The organism is Kluyvera intermedia (genome assembly GCF_034424175.1).
GTDB lineage: Bacteria > Pseudomonadota > Gammaproteobacteria > Enterobacterales > Enterobacteriaceae > Kluyvera > Kluyvera intermedia.
Genome location: NZ_CP139986.1, coordinates 2,222,915 through 2,242,463 on the forward strand (window position 1 = coordinate 2,222,915; position 19,549 = coordinate 2,242,463).

The window sequence follows — 19,549 nt, forward strand, 5'->3', positions numbered from 1 at the left end:
TTGGTGCTGTATTTAATATTTATAAGTTAAATTGCCCTTAGGCATACACACTATGGCGGTACTTATTGTTCAACAGTGCAACGGGATAACATGCGGGATGCAGGCGATTTCCTCCCAGAAATATACTCCGTATGGATAAATATCAACCTTATGTATTACTCGGCATGCATCAATTTTGTGCATTAATTTTTAGTCGCAGAATGGTTACATTGCTTAACCACTTCCTGTCTCGCCGGCGGTTCTGCTGGACTTATCACGATAACCATAAGGCTATTAGTCTGGCTAGTGTATGAGGACATTGTTTCCTATGATAACAATGTTCAATGTACCTAGAAGGCAATACCGTTCATACATGGTAGGGGGATGGGGGAAAGCCCTAGTTATGGCGATGTTATTTCAACTTCGAGCGGTTTAATTTACAGATAACAGTGGATAGTCTTTCAGCATACAAATTGCGGTGAGTCACATTTTCATGGCTGACTCATTAATTGTATCAACTATTAACCCTGCTACCTATTCTCATATTTGAGTCCCAGAAGTCGGGCATTCCAGTCGATGAAAGTAAAAAATAACTCAGTATTATGATGGTGTTACCCATTCCTGGTGGATAAATAACCCTATCCACATAATGATAGTGTTTATTATCGTTAACCTATGGTTAACAGATTCTCACCCTGTCTGGTTATCGATATGTGCGCTGATACAAATTGGCAGGATGGTGCTGAGAGCTTGTGGGCGAAATATGTTACACTGCGGCCCGTTTGGAAAACGCATCGATTAGGAACCTTTGGCCCATGGCACAACTATATTTCTACTACTCGGCGATGAATGCGGGGAAGTCGACGGCGCTGTTGCAGTCGTCATACAATTACCAGGAACGCGGTATGCGTACTGTCGTTTATACCGCTGAAATAGACGATCGTTTTGGCGCTGGTAAGGTTAGCTCCCGTATTGGCCTCTCTTCCCCAGCTAAACTGTTTAATCAAAGCAGCAATTTATTCGCTGAAATTAGCGCTGAGAACGCACGAGAGCCTGTTAACTGTGTTCTGGTTGATGAATGCCAGTTCCTGACTCGTGAGCAGGTTTACGCGTTGTCTGACGTGGTTGATAATCTCGATATCCCGGTATTGTGCTATGGGCTGAGAACGGATTTCCGAGGTGAATTATTTGGCGGTAGTCAGTATTTATTGGCACTGTCGGACAAGCTGGTGGAATTAAAAACGATTTGTTTCTGTGGGCGTAAAGCCAGCATGGTACTGCGTCTCGATCAGGGAGGACGCCCGTACAATGAAGGTGAGCAGGTCGTTATTGGCGGAAATGAGCGTTATGTCTCCGTGTGCCGTAAACATTACAAAGAAGCGCTCGAAAAGGGCTCGCTGGCCGTTATTCAGGATAAACACAGCCATAACCGTCATTCTGTCTAATCCCCTTCAGCTGTTTTTCCTGCCCTTGTAGAGGGTAGGGATATCTTATGTACTCTCCATCGTTTTTATAAGATACAAAAAAAGCCCCATCATTGATGGGGCTTTCATTTTCGCTTTTCAGGCGGAGTTAAAACGAATTATTTCTTCGCTTTTTTCTCAGCTTTAGCGGGAGCTGCTTCTTTCTTCTCTTCAACGGCACCTTCAACGTAGTTACGACCGTAGAAGGTATCCAGCAGAATCTGCTTCAGTTCAGCAATCAGTGGGTAGCGCGGGTTAGCACCGGTACACTGGTCATCAAACGCATCTTCAGAGAGTTTGTCGACATGGGCCAGGAAGTCAGATTCCTGTACGCCAGCTTCACGGATAGACTTAGGAATACCCAGGTCCGCTTTGATTTCATCCAACCAGCCCAGCAGTTTCTCGATTTTCGCTGCAGTACGGTCGCCCGGTGCAGACAGACCCAGATGGTCTGCAATTTCAGCGTAGCGACGACGAGCTTGTGGACGGTCGTACTGGCTGAATGCAGTCTGTTTAGTAGGGTTGTCGTTCGCGTTATAACGAATAACGTTGCTAATAAGCAGGGCGTTCGCCAGACCGTGAGGAATGTGGAACTGAGAACCCAGCTTGTGCGCCATAGAGTGACAAACACCCAAGAAGGCGTTAGCAAACGCAATACCCGCGATGGTTGCTGCACTGTGAACGCGTTCACGTGCTACCGGGTTTTTAGACCCTTCATGGTAGGACGCTGGCAGGTTTTCTTTCAGCAGTTTCAGAGCTTGCAGTGCCTGACCGTCGGAGAACTCAGACGCCAGTACGGAAACGTAAGCTTCCAGGGCGTGAGTCACGGCATCCAGACCACCGAATGCACACAGTGACTTCGGCATATCCATAACCAGGTTGGCATCAACAATAGCCATATCTGGAGTCAGCGCGTAGTCAGCCAGCGGGTATTTCTGACCCGTAGCATCGTCGGTCACAACCGCAAATGGAGTCACTTCAGAACCGGTACCGGAAGTGGTGGTGATCGCAACCATTTTTGCTTTCACGCCCATTTTCGGGAACTTGTAGATACGTTTACGGATGTCCATAAAGCGCAGTGCCAGTTCTTCGAAGTGAGTTTCTGGGTGCTCGTACATAACCCACATGATTTTTGCTGCGTCCATCGGGGAACCGCCGCCCAGCGCGATGATCACGTCTGGTTTGAAGGAGTTCGCCAGCTCAGCGCCCTTACGAACGATGGTCAGCGTTGGGTCTGCTTCAACTTCGAAGAACACGTCTGTTTCAACGCCAGCAGCTTTCAGTACAGAAGTGATTTGGTCTGCGTAGCCGTTGTTGAACAGGAAGCGGTCGGTCACGATCAGCGCACGTTTGTGACCATCAGTAATCAACTCATCTAACGCGATAGGCAGTGAGCCACGACGGAAGTAGATAGATTTCGGAAGTTTATGCCACAACATGTTTTCAGCTCGCTTAGCAACGGTTTTTTTGTTGATCAGGTGCTTAGGACCAACGTTTTCAGAGATGGAGTTACCACCCCATGAACCACAACCCAGAGTCAGGGAAGGTGCGAGTTTGAAGTTATACAGGTCACCGATACCACCCTGAGAAGCAGGGGTGTTGATCAGGATACGCGCGGTTTTCATCAGCTGACCGAAGTAAGCTACGCGTTCTGGCTGGTTGTCCTGGTCGGTGTACAGGCAAGAGGTGTGACCGATACCGCCCATTGCAACCAGTTTTTCAGCTTTATCAACAGCATCTTCGAAATCTTTTGCACGATACATCGCCAGAGTTGGAGACAGTTTTTCGTGTGCAAATGGTTCAGTTTCGTCAACAACCTTCACTTCACCAATCAGAATCTTGGTGGTGGTTGGTACGGTGAAGCCTGCCAGTTCAGCAATTTTATGTGCAGGCTGACCCACGATAGCGGCGTTCAGACCGCCATTTTTCAGGATGATGTCCTGAACGGCTTTCAGCTCTTTGCCCTGCAGCATGTAGCCGCCGTGGCTTGCAAAACGCTCGCGAACGGCGTCGTATACAGAATCAACGACAACAACAGACTGTTCAGAAGCACAGATTACGCCGTTATCGAAAGTTTTAGACATCAGAACAGAAGCAACGGCACGTTTGATATCAGCGGTTTCGTCGATAACAACAGGGGTGTTACCTGCGCCAACGCCGATTGCTGGTTTACCGGAGCTGTATGCTGCTTTAACCATGCCTGGACCACCGGTCGCAAGAATCAGGTTGATGTCCGGGTGATGCATCAGAGCGTTAGACAGTTCAACAGACGGTTGGTCAATCCAGCCAATCAGATCTTTTGGTGCGCCAGCGGCGATAGCAGCCTGCAGAACGATATCTGCTGCTTTATTGGTTGCATCTTTAGCACGCGGATGCGGAGAGAAGATGATGGCGTTACGCGTCTTCAGGCTGATCAGCGATTTGAAGATAGCGGTAGACGTTGGGTTAGTGGTTGGAACGATACCGCAGATGATACCGATAGGTTCAGCAATAGTGATGGTACCAAAGGTGTGGTCTTCAGCCAGGACACCACAGGTCTTTTCATCTTTATAGGCGTTGTAGATATATTCAGACGCGAAGTGGTTTTTGATCACTTTGTCTTCAACAATACCCATGCCTGATTCGGCAACGGCCATTTTTGCGAGAGGGATTCGAGCATCTGCTGCGGCCAGAGCGGCGGCGCGGAAGATTTTGTCAACTTGCTCTTGAGTGAAACCGGCATATTCACGCTGGGCTTTTTTTACGCGCTCTACAAGTGCGTTAAGTTCAGCGACATTAGTAACAGCCATAATGCTCTCCTGATAATGTTAAACTTTTTTAGTGAATCATCTGCTCGACAAGTCATTATAGACAAATCACCTGCAGCTGGTGAAAGAGTTAAGAAAACAATAAGTTATCCACGAACTGATTCACTGATTTACTAAAAGAGCTTCGATTTAGCCAAGGAGCTTACCGTCAGGAGTACGACTTTTTTGGTAAGTCGTTTCTCTTTCGGTGTAAGCAGATTACCCACTTCTGAGTACGATTTACGTGATCTAAATCAAGTTTAAGCGAAGCTGACACCTTTCAGCAGGGCGCCTTTAGTAAAACACAGAAACTGTTAATCAATCGTGAGTCGTGATAGTGGAGACATTAGCATAGTTTATACAAATACATAACACTCTGTTTTATCCCTGCTTTTATGGATAATTCTAATGAACGCTGCTAATAAAAAGGGTATTGTCAGCGCATCTCACGGTTTGCTGTTCGTCAACTACAACTTTTAATGGTCCTCTGGGGTAAATGTGACTCAAACGCTGTTTGATTTTCCTATCTTCTTTAAGTTCTTTGTCGGACTGTTTGCGTTAGTCAACCCGGTGGGGTTGATCCCCGTCTTTATCAGCCTGACAAGCTATCAGACGGCGGTTGCGCGAAATAAAACGAATACGACGGCCAGTCTGTCGGTTGCCATTATTCTGCTGACCTCTCTGTTCCTTGGCGATTTGATCTTACAATTGTTTGGCATTTCTATTGACTCGTTCCGTATCGCCGGTGGCATCCTCGTCGTGACGATTGCGATGTCGATGATCAGCGGTAAGCTGGGCGAAGATAAACAGAATAAGCAGGAAAAATCAGAAACAGCGGTACGTGAAAGTCTCGGCGTGGTGCCGTTAGCACTGCCGTTGATGGCAGGGCCGGGTGCGATAAGTTCAACCATTGTCTGGGGTTCGCGTTATCACTCCCTTCCTTATCTATTAGGTTTTTCACTTTCTATTGCCCTGTTTGCCGCCTGTTGTTGGGGGATTTTCCGTATTGCACCATGGCTTGTGCGTATGTTGGGACAGACAGGCATTAACGTTGTGACTCGTATCATGGGGCTTTTATTAATGGCGCTGGGTATCGAATTTATTGTCACCGGTATCAAATCTATTTTCCCCGGTCTGGTCGGTTAATTATTCTGCGGCAGCAAGAGATAATTTTATCTATTGCTGCCGTTAATATCAGAAAAAACTATCTCTGTGTTGCTGCAACGGCTTAACGATAACCAATTCCAATGATTCTAAAAAATCTATTTTAATCAGGCTTATACAGCATTTCTTGGTTCTTCTCCTCCGCGCTCAAAATGTTATTTCCCTCACACGATACTCTGGGGCTTGCCGTTAGATAATCGAAATGATATTAGTAATTTCAGTTTTCTCGCAGAGTTATGTGCTAAAAAATGAACAAGTGTTAATTTTTTGTGCAAAAAACGAGCGGTGATAAGCAGGGCTGTCAGTTAACGAACCTGTTTTTCATATCTAATTGATAAATATTGATTTAACGTACTTTCTTAATGCGATTATCCTATCGCTCTAAGGCTGAATTGTTGATCAAAAGAGAATTGCTTAACAAATTTACAAATTATATTGGCGGCAGTGCCAGCCATTTGGTACTTTCCGGCCTAAGTTATTCGCAAGATAAAGTTTTGTAAATTACAACCATTTCAAGTTGTAAATGGTTGTAATCAGAATATTCAAAGACTCCCGACAGGGGGGAGCCTTTACAAGAATCGACGTCAGGTTGCCATAGAGCGGCCGTAATAAAAAAGTCGGTGATAGCAAGCAGTAAATGACCTGGCAGACGCAAAAATCTCCTGCGCTGCACAGGAACCCGTAAGGGGACTAAACAGCTGACACAAGTCAGTAATAATAATGAACGGAGTATCAACACAATGTCCATCATCACAAAAAAAAGCCTGGTTGCGGCTGGGATCCTTACCGCACTGATTGCAGGGAACGCACTGGCTGCAGACGTTCCTGCAGGTACTGAGTTGGCAAGCAAACAAACGCTGGTACGTAACAGCGGGGCAGAACCACAATCTCTTGATCCGAATAAAATTGAAGGGGTTCCCGAGGCGAATATTAGCCGTGACCTGTTTGAAGGTCTGCTGAATACCTCACCGAAAGATGGTCACCCGATCCCGGGCGTAGCGGAGAGTTGGGATAATAAAGACTTCAAGGTCTGGACATTCCACCTGCGTAAAGACGCCAAATGGTCCAACGGTGAGCCCGTTACCGCACAAGATTTTGTTTATAGCTGGCAGCGCCTGGTTGATCCGAAAACCGCATCTCCTTATGCCAGTTATCCGCAGTATGGCCACATTGTTAACGTTGATGAAATTATCGACGGTAAAAAGGCCCCAAGTGAGCTGGGCGTGAAAGCGCTGGATGATCACACTCTGGAAGTGACTCTCAGCGAGCCAGTACCGTATTTCTACAAACTGCTGGTTAACCCGGCGATGTCCCCGGTTTACAAGCAGGCTATTGATAAGTTCGGCGAGAAGTGGACCCAGCCGGGTAATATCGTCACCAACGGTGCATACACCCTGAAAGATTGGGTCGTCAACGAACGTATCGTGATGGCGCGTAACCCGCAGTATTGGGATAACAAAAAAACCGTTGTTGATGAAGTCACCTGGCTGCCAACTTCGTCTGAAGTGACTTACGTTAACCGCTACCGCAGCGGTGAGCTGGACATGACCTATAACCAGCTGCCAATTGAACTGTTCCAGAAGCTCAAAAAAGAGATCCCGAACGAAGTTCACGTTGACCCGTATCTGTGTACCTATTACTACGAAATTAACAACCAGAAAGCTCCGTTCACCGATGCCCGCGTGCGTACTGCACTGAAATTGGGTCTGGATCGCGATATCATCGCTAATAAAGTGAAGGGTCAGGGCGATCTCCCGGCTTATGGTTATACCCCGCCGTACACCGATGGCGCCAAGTTGACCGAGCCAGAATGGTTTAAGTGGTCACAAGATAAACGTAATGAAGAAGGTAAAAAACTGTTGGCTGAAGCGGGCTATACCGCAGATAAGCCACTGACCTTCAACTTGCTGTATAACACCTCCGATCTGCACAAAAAGCTGGCTATTGCCGCGGCATCGCTGTGGCGTAAAAACCTGGGAGTTGAAGTCAAGTTGGTGAACCAGGAGTGGAAAACCTTCCTCGATACCCGTCATCAGGGTACCTACGACGTGGCGCGTGCTGGCTGGTGTGCGGACTACAACGAACCGACCTCTTTCCTGAATACCATGCTGTCAGGTAGCTCAATGAACACCGCACACTATAAGAGTGAAGCGTTTGACAAAATCATGGCTGAGTCGGTGAAAGCGTCTAATGAAGCGGAACGTACTGCTGCGTATGCGAAGGCTGAACAACAGCTGGATAAAGATACGGCGATCGTACCGGTTTATTACTACGTTAACGCCCGCCTGGTGAAACCATGGGTTGGCGGTTATACCGGTAAAGACCCGATGGATAACGTTTATACTAAAGACCTTTACGTTATCAAGCATTAATGGCAATACGTGGGGCGAACGTTGATTCGCCCCATCGTGTCTTATTTTGAGAGCAGTGCAAAGGCACATGCCAGAAGGTACGGGCAATGTTAAAATTTATACTACGTCGCTGTCTGGAAGCGATTCCGACGCTATTTATTCTTATTACGATTTCTTTCTTTATGATGCGCCTTGCGCCAGGAAGCCCGTTCACCAGTGAGCGTGCGCTGCCGCCGGAAGTCATGGCGAATATCGAAGCGAAATATCATTTAAACGATCCTATATTGCTTCAATACGGAAATTACCTTAAGCAATTAGCGCACGGTGATTTCGGTCCTTCCTTTAAATATAAAGATTATACGGTTAACGATCTGGTCGCCGTTAGCTTCCCGGTATCGGCCAAACTGGGAGCGGCAGCCTTTTTCCTTGCGGTAATTTTGGGTGTGACGGCCGGTGTGATTGCGGCATTAAAACAAAATACCAAGTGGGATTATGCGGTCATGGGGGTGGCAATGACCGGTGTCGTCATACCCAGCTTCGTCGTTGCGCCGTTGTTGGTGATGATTTTCGCCATTACGTTGCATTGGTTACCCGGAGGTGGCTGGAACGGCGGGGCTATCCAATTCATGATCCTGCCGATGGTGGCGCTCTCTTTGGCTTATATTGCCAGCATTGCGCGTATTACCCGCGGCTCGATGATTGAAGTTCTACACTCCAACTTCATCCGTACCGCACGGGCGAAAGGGTTGCCGATGCGCCGGATTATTTTCCGTCACGCGTTAAAACCTGCGCTGTTGCCAGTGCTTTCTTATATGGGGCCTGCCTTCGTCGGTATTATTACCGGTTCGATGGTCATTGAAACGATCTACGGTTTGCCGGGGATTGGACAGTTGTTCGTCAACGGGGCGCTTAATCGCGACTATTCCCTGGTGCTGAGCCTGACGATTCTGGTTGGTGCGCTGACGATCCTGTTTAACGCGGTAGTAGACGTACTTTACGCCGTGATTGACCCGAAAATTCGATACTAAGGCTGGAGCTCGCCATGATGTTAAGTAAGAAAAATAGCGAGGCGCTGGAAAACTTCAGCGAGAAGCTAGAAGTCGAAGGGCGTAGCCTCTGGCAGGATGCCCGTCGACGCTTTATGCATAACCGTGCGGCGGTCGCCAGTTTAATCGTTCTGGTACTGATTGCGTTGTTTGTCACCCTGGCACCGATGGTGTCGCAGTTCTCCTACTTCGATACCGACTGGGGCATGATGTCCAATCCACCGGATATGGCGTCCGGGCACTATTTCGGGACTGACTCCTCGGGCCGCGACCTGCTGGTTCGCGTCGCGATTGGTGGACGTATCTCCCTGATGGTTGGGGTTGCGGCGGCGCTGGTGGCCGTGGTGCTGGGGACATTGTATGGCTCACTTTCCGGTTATCTGGGCGGTAAAGTCGACTCAGTAATGATGCGTATTCTGGAAATCCTCAACTCCTTCCCGTTTATGTTCTTCGTTATTCTGCTGGTGACCTTCTTTGGCCAAAACATCCTGCTGATTTTTGTGGCTATCGGGATGGTGTCATGGCTGGATATGGCCCGTATCGTACGCGGCCAGACGTTGAGCCTGAAGCGTAAAGAGTTTATCGAAGCCGCGCAGGTTGGTGGTGTCTCCACCTTCAACATTGTGGTTCGTCATATTGTGCCAAATGTCCTGGGTGTGGTGGTGGTGTACGCCTCGCTGTTAGTGCCAAGCATGATTTTATTTGAATCCTTCCTGAGTTTCCTGGGGCTGGGCACGCAAGAGCCGCTCAGTAGTTGGGGCGCGCTGTTAAGTGATGGTGCTAACTCGATGGAAGTGTCTGCGTGGCTGCTGCTGTTCCCGGCCGGGTTCCTGGTCGTGACGCTGTTTTGTTTTAACTTTATCGGCGATGGCTTGCGTGATGCCCTCGACCCGAAAGACCGTTAAGGAGTGTTGCCATGAGCATAATTGAAACGGCAACAGCATCGCAGCGACTGCTGGACGTAAAAGATCTGCGCGTGACCTTTAAAACGCCAGATGGTGATGTCACCGCCGTCAATGATCTTAACTTTAGCCTGCGCGCGGGCGAAACATTAGGGATTGTCGGTGAGTCGGGCTCCGGTAAGTCGCAGACCGCATTTGCACTGATGGGCCTGTTGGCTAGCAATGGACGGATTGGTGGTTCGGCGCTGTTTAATGGCAAACAGATCCTAAACCTGCCTGAGCGCGAGCTGAACACATTGCGCGCTGAACAGATTTCGATGATTTTCCAGGACCCGATGACCTCGCTCAACCCGTATATGCGGGTCGGCGAGCAACTGATGGAAGTCCTGATGTTGCATAAAGGCATGGGGAAAGCCGAAGCATTTGAAGAGTCAGTCAGAATGCTGGATGCGGTCAAAATGCCTGAAGCGCGCAAACGTATGAAGATGTATCCGCATGAATTCTCCGGCGGTATGCGCCAGCGTGTGATGATTGCGATGGCACTTATGTGCCGTCCGAAACTGTTGATTGCTGATGAACCGACGACAGCGCTTGATGTGACCGTACAGGCACAGATTATGACGCTTCTGAACGAACTTAAACGCGAGTTCAATACCGCCATTATCATGATTACCCACGATCTCGGTGTTGTTGCCGGTATCTGCGACAAAGTGCTGGTCATGTATGCAGGACGGACAATGGAATACGGAAACGCACGGGATGTGTTCTATCATCCCGCTCACCCTTATTCCATCGGCTTGCTCAATGCGGTACCGCGTCTTGATGCGGAAGGTGAATCTCTGCTGACGATCCCCGGTAATCCACCAAACTTACTGCGCTTGCCCGCGGGTTGCCCCTTCCAACCTCGTTGTCCGCATGCGATGGAAGCGTGTAACAGCGCACCGCCGCTGGAAGAGTTTGCGCCAGGCCGCTTGCGAGCCTGCTTTAGAACCGTGGGGGAGCTGGTATGAGCGCTGTGACTGACGAAAGAAAAATTCTGCTTGAGATTGCAGATTTAAAAGTCCACTTCGAGATTAAAGATGGCAAACAGTGGTTCTGGCAGCCGCCAAAATCGCTTAAAGCAGTCGATGGTGTGACGCTTCGCCTGTATGAAGGTGAAACGCTGGGCGTAGTGGGCGAGTCAGGTTGTGGGAAATCGACCTTTGCCCGCGCGATTATTGGCCTGGTCAAAGCCACTGAAGGGAAAGTTGCCTGGCTGGGCAAAGATTTACTGGGGATGAAGCCAAGCGAATGGCGTGAAGTACGCAGCGATATCCAGATGATTTTTCAGGATCCGCTGGCATCACTAAACCCGCGTATGACCATCGGTGAAATTATTGCTGAGCCGTTGCGGACTTATTACCCAAAAATGTCACGCCAGGAAGTCCGCGACAAAGTGAAAACCATGATGATGAAGGTGGGGTTGCTGCCCAATCTCGTCAACCGTTACCCGCATGAGTTTTCTGGCGGCCAGTGTCAGCGTATCGGGATTGCCCGGGCACTTATCCTTGAACCGAAGCTGATTATCTGTGATGAACCTGTTTCGGCGCTGGACGTTTCTATCCAGGCTCAGGTCGTCAACTTACTCCAGCAATTGCAGCGTGAGATGGGTTTATCGCTTATCTTTATCGCCCACGACCTGGCGGTGGTAAAACACATTTCTGACCGTGTACTGGTGATGTATTTGGGACATGCGGTTGAACTCGGCACTTATGATGAGGTGTACAACAACCCGTTGCACCCTTACACCAAAGCGCTGATGTCCGCCGTACCGGTTCCTGATCCCGATCTGGAGCAGAATAAAACCATTCAACTGCTGGAAGGGGAACTCCCTTCACCAATCAACCCACCGTCTGGATGTGTATTTCGAACCCGCTGTCCGTTGGCTGGGCCGGAATGTGCAAAAACGCGTCCTCTCCTTGAGGGCAGTTTCCGTCACGCGGTTTCCTGTCTGAAGGTTGACCCGTTATAATCGTCAGGGCTGGCATGTTGCCGGCCCTTTTTTATTACGAGGTTACAACGAGTGACTATTAGCGCTCTGCGCCAACGTCTTTATCATCTTTTATTTGATCAGCGCACCCATTCCAGCCGCCGTTTTGAAGCGCTGTGCGGCCTGTTTGCCCTATTAAGCGTGATCGTCATCTTTATTGAGTCAGGCATCGGTACAACTTATCACCTGACTTACGATCAATGGCACGCTTTTGTCTGGCTGGAAGTTGCCTTTACGCTGGTCTTTACCCTGGAATATTGTCTGCGGGTGTTTTGCTGGCCGCAGCCTGCACGCTATGTTTTTAGTTTCTGGGGATTTATAGACCTGGCGACGATATTGCCGTTTTACGTCATTATGCTGTGGCCGCAAATTGGGGTGGAATACCTCTTTGCCTGGCGAGCAATGCGCGTGATCCGCGTTCTGCGTATTCTGAAAATATTGCGCTTAATGCCAGCGCTCAATAGCCTGTGGGGTGCCATTGTTAATTCCCGCCATCAGCTAATTATCTTCTATGCGTTTATCAGTATCGTGATGATTGTGGCAGGCGCACTGATGTATGGCATTGAAGGGCCGGTAAATGGATTTACTACGCTCAGTACTTCAGTCTATTGGGCTATAGTGACGGTGACAACGGTGGGCTATGGCGATATTACACCGCATACCGCTCCGGGCAGGATGGTGGCGTCGTTGCTGATATTAATTGGTTACTCGGTTATCGCGATCCCAACGGGAATTATTAGCGCGCAGATGACAAGTGAGTTTCAAAAGCGGCGTCAGGAGCGGGTATGTCCACATTGTAAGCAGCGAGATCATGAACCTCGTGCGCATTATTGCAATGCGTGTGGTACTGCACTACCGAATCAAAAGTGAAGTCGCTCGGTGAAGCGCTCACTGGAAAAGGGCAGCTTCGCTGCCCTTAATCTCGCTACTCGCGCCAGAGAATATGGCAGAGTTTGTGATCTTTTTCGCGGCACAGCAAAACGCGCGCGAAAACATCATTAAGTTCGCCACCATCAGTCTCAGCCAGACCAATGACCACTTCAGCGAAGAAATCTGGATTCAGGTCGAAATCGACGTGTTCCTGCCAGTCTTCTGCTGGATCGAAAAGCTCAGCGCCGCCGCGTTCTTCAAACTGCAGGTTGAACAGAATAATATCAGCAGGGTCGAGGTTATCGCCCGCCAGCTCGAGAAAAATGTCATAAGCCTGCTCGAGTGTTTCGTCTTCGGTCAGGCGATTATTTAAATCCATATCCATGATGACTACCTGTTAAATACTGTTGGGCACGTTTTACAGCAACGGACTGAAGAAGTAAAACAGTCGCTCGGCAAGACGATGCCAGAACGGGCGTTTTACCCACAGACGCGCATCGAGTAAGCGAGAACGGGAAATATAATCGTCTTGTACAGCGGCGAGATCGGCACCAAACCCGGCATCATCGATAACCAGGGTAATTTCAAAGTTGAGCCACAAACTACGCATATCGAGGTTTACCGTGCCGACAAGACTCAGTTCGCCGTCAACCAGCACGCTCTTGGTGTGCAACAGGCCGCCTTCAAATTGGTAAATTTTGACCCCTGCCTCTAGCAGCTCAGTAAAGAACGCACGGCTTGCCCAACCCACCAACACGGAGTCATTTTTACGCGGCATGATAATACTCACATCAACACCGCGTTGAGCTGCGGTGCAGATAGCGTGCAGCAGATCATCGCTCGGAACGAAGTAGGGGGTGGTCATGATCAGGTATTCGCGGGCGGAATAGGCAGCGGTCAGCAAAGCCTGATGAATCAAATCTTCCGGGAAACCGGGACCTGAGGCGATAGTCTGAATGGTGTGTCCGCTGGCTTCTTCAAACGGCATAATATTGAGATCGGGTGTGGGCGGTAAAATACGTTTACCGGTTTCAATTTCCCAATCACAGGAATACACAATCCCCATGCCAGTAGCGATAGGGCCTTCCATACGCGCCATCAGATCAATCCACTGACCCACACCGGAATCTTGTTTAAAGAAGCGTGGGTCGACCATATTCATACTGCCCGTGTAGGCAATGTAATTATCCACCATGATCATTTTACGGTGCTGGCGTAAATCCATGCGTCGTAAAAACACACGCATTAAATTAACTTTGAGCGCCTCAACAACCTCAACACCCGCATTGCGCATCATGGCGGCCCATGGGCTGCGGAAAAAGGCCACGCTGCCGGCTGAATCGAGCATCAAACGACAATGTACACCTCGGCGAGCAGCGGCCATCAGCGATTCCGCGACCTGATCGGCCATCCCGCCGGGTTGCCAGATATAGAAGACCATCTCAATATTGTGCCGCGCCAGTTGGATATCACGAATGATAGCCTGCATAACGTCATCGGTTTCTGTGAGCAACTGCAATTGATTGCCTTTCAACCCGGCAATGCCCTGTCGACGTTCGCATAGCTTAAAGAGAGAGGAGGCAACCTGACTGTTGTCTTGTGCGAAAATATGTTCACAGGATTTAAGGTCGTTAAGCCATTTTGCCGTTGAGGGCCACATGGCGCGAGCACGCTCGGCGCGCCGTTTTCCTAAGTGAAGTTCGCCCAGAGAAAGATAGGCGATGATGCCGACCAGCGGCAGAATATAGATGATAAGCAACCAGGCCATGGCAGACGGTACGGCACGGCGTTTCATCAAGATGCGTAATGTTACCCCGGCGATTAACAACCAATACCCCAGAATAGCCATCCAACTTACTACGGTGTAGACGGTTGTCATATTTCGAAAATCCTTTTGAAAGCCAGTTGTTATGAGTTTACGCATCAAGCGGCATCTGGCAAATAAAAACGCAATGAGAAAGCACTGGTCAGCCTAAAGCAAGAAGCTATAATGAGGCGTCTTTTTTTTGAAAGAGCATTAGAAATGAAGCGTAGTAGACCCGAAGTGGGGCGCTGGCGGATGCTGAGACAGGCAAGCCGCCGTAAATCGCGTTGGCTGGAATCTCAGTCTCGTCGAAATATGCGCATCCATTCTATCAGAAAGTATCTTGGCAGCCGGCAGCGCAATTGCCTGCTTTTTGCTATCTACGATCTCTGATAATGAAAAAGGGCACCGTTAATGGTGCCCTCAGTTTTTCTGCCAGGCTTATACCTGCGCGAATCAGAATACTTTTTTATACGGTTTAACCGCCACCTGCTGGTAAACCCCCGCCGCGACATACGGATCGTCCTGAGCCCATGACTGAGCTGCTTCCAGAGATTCAAACTCAGCAATCACCGTCGAACCACTAAAACCAGCGGCACCCGGATCGTTGCTGTCTACAGCAGGCATCGGGCCTGCGGTAAGCAGTCGACCTTCATCATGCAGTAATTGCAGACGGGCCAGATGGGCAGGACGAACGGAGAGACGTTTTTCAAGAGAGTCGGCGATATCCTGGGCATAAATGACATAAAGCACGGGCGGAACTCCTGTTTAAATAATTTGCGGATCACGGTAAGGCAAAGCGGCATTGACTGCAATGCAAAGTTTTCTTGAGCCCTAAAGTCGCGATCCTGCGCGTTTTTTTTGGTCAACTACGGGATAAAGTTGACCCAAGATAAGATGTCTTATTGAATATGATTGCTATTTGCATTTAAAATCGAGTTCTCATTTTTCAACTGTAACGACTATGACTGCAATGACCCTTGATTTACCTCGCCGCTTTCCGTGGCCGACGTTACTCTCTGTTGGTATCCACGTTGCCGTTGTGGCCGGTCTACTTTATACCTCGGTACATCAGGTTATTGAACTGCCCGCACCTGCTCAACCCATCACTATCACGATGGTTGCGCCTGCAGATTTAGAGCCGCCTCAGGCAGTGGTTCAGCCACAACCTATCGTCGAGCCTGAACCAGAACCTGAGCCGGAACCGATTCCTGAAGTACCGCAGGCGCCGGTTGTTATCCATAAGCCGAAACCTAAGCCGAAGCCAAAACCAAAACCGGTGAAGAAAGTAGAGCAGCCGAAACCAGAAGTGAAACCGGTTGAACAACGTCCTTTGTCGACAGTTAATCGTGATGCACCGCCAGCACGCTCTGTGGCGAACAACCTGCCGGATGCCAGTGCACCATCGGTGAATGCACCTACCGGGCCACGAGCGCTAAATCGCCAGCAACCAGGCTACCCAACGCGCGCGCAAGCATTGCGTATTGAAGGGAAAGTGCGGGTGAAATTTGATGTGACGGCCGATGGTCGTGTTGATAACGTTGAAATTCTCTCGGCGCAACCGTCGAACATGTTTGAACGTGATGTCAAAACGGCGATGCGCAAATGGCGCTATGAAGCGGGTAAACCCGGTACCGGGCTTATCATGAATATTGAATTCCGCCTGAAAGGCGTGCAGATGAACTAAAAGAAGCCCCGAAAGGGGCTTTCTTTTTATGCCGCTAACATCTTATCCAGCGCTTTCTGCGCCTCAACCAAATGTTGTCCCCCAAACAGGATCGCGCGGTTAATCAACGTGTAAAGCTGGTAAACCGGTTGGCGGTCGAGGAAATCGGCCGGGAGGGGCGATACGGATTGATAGCCATCGTATATCTGCGGGGGTTGATCAGGATGCAGTGGCAGCATCGCCAGATCGCATTCTCGATCGCCCCAATAGCAGGCAGGATCAAAAATGTATGGGCCATTCGGCCCGAGAGCACAGTTGTTAGACCACAGGTCGCCGTGCAGCAAAGAAGGCTGCGGCTGATGTGAGCTTAGGCGCTGCTGCACATGTTCAACAATAGAATCTATCTCACCAAATTTCATACCTTTTTCGGCGGCAAGCTCAAGCTGCCAACCAATTCGCTGTTCGGCAAAGAAATTAGACCAACGGCGTTGCCAGGCGTTAGGTTGTGGCGTCGTTGAGAGATCGTTGTCGAAGTCGAGGCCAAACTGCGGCTGATCGCTCCATTGGTGGAGATGTGCGAGCTGTTGCCCCAATAAAAAAGCGTTATGTGCATCGAGTGGGCGCGGCGGCAGGTATTCCATGACCAGGAAACTGTAGTCGCGGTCCGTTCCGACAACGAAAACTTCCGGAACGGTTACGGTATGGCTGCGGGAGAGTAGTTCAAGCTGGTCGGCCTCCGCAGTAAAAATAGGCAGTAATTCTCGTTCATCGCACTTCACGAAAAAATTTCGACCTGCGAACTTGAGGTGCCACGCGGCATGAATCTCTCCGCCTGGCAATTCAGTGCGCTGTTCGATTTCGCCACGTCCAAGTTGCTCACTTAACAGGCTACCGATCGTTTGCCACATGATATCTCTCCCCATGTTTTTCGCCATATCATCAGGTTAGCGCACAAATACTGGGTAAAAATACGAGCTACACCGCACAACGGATAAAAAGAGTATACAAAACAGAGGTAAAGGCGCTGGTCCTCTAAGCTACTTCTATGGCCGCTCACCCATAGCGATGATGCATCAACGGCCACCTTGCACCCCATTGTTAACAATGGAGTTTTGTTAGCATAGTCGATTACGCTAATTTCGCGACTCACGGACAGGCCATGAGCCGCATATCATGAACATTTAGTGCTGTTGCAAATAATCGAATATTTTTTGGGTGTTTTCACGAGAGCACAGTCGGGTACCCTGATTGATGGTGGCCGCGCTCCCGGCAGCGACGCCATAGCGTACCAGTGTCTCAAGGCTCGCATTTTCCGCCAGTTTCAGCGTCATTGCGCCGACCATACTATCGCCCGCGCCGACGGTACTCTGACTTTTGATCGGTGGTGGGACAACCTGCACGCAGTTCTGTGCATCAACTGCCAGTGCCCCCTGAGCCCCTAATGAAATCACAACGCGGCGTGCCTTCCCACTGCGCACGATTTCCTCGGCTGCTTTACGCACATCGTCAGGCTGGATAAGTTCGCGTGATACCAGAGCACTGAGCTCTTTCTGATTTGGTTTCACCAGTTCAATCTGACCAATATCCAGTGCGGCCGTCAGAGCGTCGCCGGAGCTATCAATGACGCAACGCAGACCTTTTGCCTGAGCTGCTTTGATAAGGGAAGTAAATGCATTGAGTGCAACACCTGGCGGAAGGCTACCACTGATAACCAGCAACGATCCTGATTCAATCTGGAGTACTTTTTCCTGCAAGCGTTGCAGTTCATCAGCATGGAGCGTCGCGCCAGGCATAACGAAACGATACTGCTCGCCGCTGGCGTCTACGTGAACATGGAGATTCTGGCGTGTCCACTCGCGGGTCTCGACATTTTCAACGGGAACATTTTCCGCTCGAAGTAGGGCGACCAGGTGCTCTCCTGTCGCACCACCCGATGGAAATATCGCGCTGGCAGTCCCGCCAAGAAATGTGATGGCGCGGGCTACATTAATACCACCACCGCCGGGTTCGAACACTGGGGCGCTACAGCGGAGTTTCCCTTCGGGATAGATTTGCGGTGTCTGGGTGGCGCTGTCGAGAGAAGGGGCAAGCGTAAGCGTATATATTTTAACCATATCGATAACCTCCCTTTATGAACAGATGATTGTTCGAAAAATAATCATATCTAGTCTGGCACTAACGAGGTGATAATTAAAGGAACAACGACATGATTTTTATAGGGAAATGTAAATAACCTTCTGTTTCTCTTTTGTAATATTGATTATCGACGATGAGGTAAGAAAGCATTTCGCGCATGCGCCCAGCCAGTGATTTCGACGGTACCGTTTCAAATAAATCCTAAAATAAGCTGATGTAGTCAACTCTGACTGGATTGGCCGCTAAGTAATGATTTAAGTTAGGGTCTGTGATGGATGATGCAACATCACGCAAAGACATTACCAACCGTAAGGTTGTGTGAAATATTTCCTCATTTACCCCTCAACATCTATTGAAGTTTTCAACTTGTGAGAGTCTAATCGCACTCTTAAAAAACACCACGTGAAACCATGCATTTTAGAGAAACGAAATGAAGCTTTTGAAGACAGTACCGGTAGCGGTTGTGCTGCTGGGGGGCGTGTTTGCGTCTACGTTTGCCACCGCCAGTGATACCGTTTTTACTGTCATGGATGACCCAAGCACCGCGAAGAAGCCATTTGAAGGTAGCGTCAATGCGGGCTATCTCTCGCAAGCAGGGAATACGAAAAGTACATCGGCTACCGCTGATTCCACGCTTACCTGGTATGGCGATACTACTGCCTGGTCTTTATGGGGCGCCGCCAGTAATACTTCTGCTAATGATGAACGTTCTTCGGAAAAATATTCAGTAGGCGGACGTAGTCGTTACAATATGACCAGTGTTGACTACCTGTTTGGACAGGCTAGTTGGTTAACTGACCGTTATAATGGTTACCACGAACGTGATGTGTTTACCGCAGGTTACGGTCACCAGTTCTTGAATGGACCTGTCCACAGCCTCCGTTTTGAATTTGGTCCCGGCGTTCGTTATGACGAGTTCACCGACGGTAATACCGAAACTCAGGCACTGGGCTATGCTTCGGGAGCTTATGCCTGGCAGATGACTGACACCGCGAAATTTACGCAAGGTGTATCGGTACTGGGCGCTGACGACACGACCGTAAACTCAGAAACCGCGTTGAATGTGGCCATCAATGCTCACTTCGGCCTGAAGGTTGCTTATAGCGTTACCTGGAACTCCGAGCCACCGGCATCGGCGCCAGATCATACCGATCGTCGTACCTCGTTGACGTTAGGTTATACCATGTAATTATTTCAGGCCGGGGAATACTCGGCCTGTGTTCTGATATTTATCGTTTGGTGTTATTATTTAATACAACCGCTGTTTTATTTAATTAAAAATACAAGTTCTCCATAATATCTCCACATTCGTGCCTTTATACATATATTCAATAAATTTGACACGAATAGCTA

General features: G+C 49.2%; 17 protein-coding genes. 11 read left to right on the top strand and 6 right to left on the bottom strand.

What is annotated here, in order from left to right:
• Positions 1 to 794: 794 nt before the first annotated feature.
• Entirely contained in the window at positions 795 to 1,424 is a 630-nt protein-coding gene (gene tdk / locus U0026_RS10785; protein ID WP_062778935.1) for a thymidine kinase, read from the top strand.
• 137 nt (positions 1,425 to 1,561) lie between these two features.
• Here the strand turns inward: tdk and adhE are convergent, their stop codons facing one another.
• Entirely contained in the window at positions 1,562 to 4,231 is a 2,670-nt protein-coding gene (adhE, locus tag U0026_RS10790; protein ID WP_062778938.1) for a bifunctional acetaldehyde-CoA/alcohol dehydrogenase, read from the bottom strand.
• Between the two features lie 495 nt (positions 4,232 to 4,726).
• Here adhE and U0026_RS10795 point away from each other — a divergent pair, with 495 nt between their 5' ends.
• From U0026_RS10795 to U0026_RS10825, 7 genes are all read left to right on the top strand, one after another.
• Positions 4,727 to 5,374, top strand: coding sequence for a YchE family NAAT transporter (locus U0026_RS10795; RefSeq protein ID WP_062778941.1), 648 nt, complete (start codon positions 4,727 to 4,729; stop codon positions 5,372 to 5,374).
• 758 nt (positions 5,375 to 6,132) lie between these two features.
• A complete protein-coding gene (oppA, locus tag U0026_RS10800) occupies positions 6,133 to 7,764 on the top strand; it encodes an oligopeptide ABC transporter substrate-binding protein OppA (protein ID WP_062778944.1) in 1,632 nt (543 codons plus the stop codon).
• 86 nt (positions 7,765 to 7,850) lie between these two features.
• Positions 7,851 to 8,771, top strand: coding sequence for an oligopeptide ABC transporter permease OppB (gene oppB, locus U0026_RS10805; RefSeq protein ID WP_062778947.1), 921 nt, complete (start codon positions 7,851 to 7,853; stop codon positions 8,769 to 8,771).
• Between the two features lie 14 nt (positions 8,772 to 8,785).
• Positions 8,786 to 9,694, top strand: coding sequence for an oligopeptide ABC transporter permease OppC (oppC, locus tag U0026_RS10810; protein WP_062778950.1), 909 nt, complete (start codon positions 8,786 to 8,788; stop codon positions 9,692 to 9,694).
• 11 nt (positions 9,695 to 9,705) lie between these two features.
• Complete coding sequence (gene oppD, locus U0026_RS10815; protein WP_062778953.1) at positions 9,706 to 10,701, top strand: ABC transporter ATP-binding protein; 996 nt, start codon at positions 9,706 to 9,708, stop codon at positions 10,699 to 10,701.
• Positions 10,698 to 11,702: a murein tripeptide/oligopeptide ABC transporter ATP binding protein OppF gene (gene oppF / locus U0026_RS10820; RefSeq protein ID WP_062778956.1), complete on the top strand. Its 1,005-nt coding sequence runs from the start codon at positions 10,698 to 10,700 to the stop codon at positions 11,700 to 11,702. The genes oppD and oppF overlap by 4 nt, the downstream gene beginning before the upstream one ends.
• A gap of 51 nt (positions 11,703 to 11,753) precedes the next feature.
• On the top strand, positions 11,754 to 12,590 hold the full coding sequence (locus U0026_RS10825) for an ion transporter (protein ID WP_062778959.1): 837 nt from the start codon (positions 11,754 to 11,756) through the stop codon (positions 12,588 to 12,590).
• 55 nt (positions 12,591 to 12,645) lie between these two features.
• On the opposite strand, the gene U0026_RS10830 is transcribed toward U0026_RS10825, so the two are convergent.
• Both U0026_RS10830 and cls read right to left on the bottom strand, forming a co-directional pair.
• Positions 12,646 to 12,975, bottom strand: a complete 330-nt coding sequence (locus U0026_RS10830) for an HI1450 family dsDNA-mimic protein (protein WP_062778962.1) — start codon at positions 12,973 to 12,975, stop codon at positions 12,646 to 12,648.
• Between the two features lie 33 nt (positions 12,976 to 13,008).
• Positions 13,009 to 14,469 carry a cardiolipin synthase gene (gene cls, locus U0026_RS10835; RefSeq protein ID WP_062778965.1) on the bottom strand — a complete coding sequence of 487 codons (1,461 nt, stop codon included), beginning with the start codon at positions 14,467 to 14,469 and terminating at the stop codon, positions 13,009 to 13,011.
• 144 nt (positions 14,470 to 14,613) lie between these two features.
• Here cls and U0026_RS10840 point away from each other — a divergent pair, with 144 nt between their 5' ends.
• Positions 14,614 to 14,787 (top strand): YciY family protein, encoded by a 174-nt coding sequence (locus U0026_RS10840; protein WP_126440730.1) that lies wholly within the window; start codon positions 14,614 to 14,616, stop codon positions 14,785 to 14,787.
• Positions 14,788 to 14,850: 63 nt separating this feature from the next.
• Here the strand turns inward: U0026_RS10840 and U0026_RS10845 are convergent, their stop codons facing one another.
• Positions 14,851 to 15,147: a YciI family protein gene (locus tag U0026_RS10845; protein WP_062778968.1), complete on the bottom strand. Its 297-nt coding sequence runs from the start codon at positions 15,145 to 15,147 to the stop codon at positions 14,851 to 14,853.
• A 220-nt stretch (positions 15,148 to 15,367) separates the two neighbouring features.
• On the opposite strand from U0026_RS10845, the gene tonB reads away from it, so the two are divergent.
• Positions 15,368 to 16,081 carry a TonB system transport protein TonB gene (gene tonB, locus U0026_RS10850; RefSeq protein WP_062778971.1) on the top strand — a complete coding sequence of 238 codons (714 nt, stop codon included), beginning with the start codon at positions 15,368 to 15,370 and terminating at the stop codon, positions 16,079 to 16,081.
• Between the two features lie 26 nt (positions 16,082 to 16,107).
• On the opposite strand, the gene U0026_RS10855 is transcribed toward tonB, so the two are convergent.
• Together U0026_RS10855 and pfkB are read right to left on the bottom strand one after the other, a co-directional pair.
• Entirely contained in the window at positions 16,108 to 16,968 is an 861-nt protein-coding gene (locus tag U0026_RS10855) for a fructosamine kinase family protein (RefSeq protein ID WP_062778975.1), read from the bottom strand.
• Positions 16,969 to 17,241: 273 nt separating this feature from the next.
• Positions 17,242 to 18,174 carry a 6-phosphofructokinase II gene (pfkB, locus tag U0026_RS10860; protein WP_062778978.1) on the bottom strand — a complete coding sequence of 311 codons (933 nt, stop codon included), beginning with the start codon at positions 18,172 to 18,174 and terminating at the stop codon, positions 17,242 to 17,244.
• Positions 18,175 to 18,626: 452 nt separating this feature from the next.
• On the opposite strand from pfkB, the gene U0026_RS10865 reads away from it, so the two are divergent.
• Positions 18,627 to 19,385, top strand: a complete 759-nt coding sequence (locus tag U0026_RS10865) for a DUF481 domain-containing protein (protein WP_062778983.1) — start codon at positions 18,627 to 18,629, stop codon at positions 19,383 to 19,385.
• Positions 19,386 to 19,549: the final 164 nt, after the last annotated feature.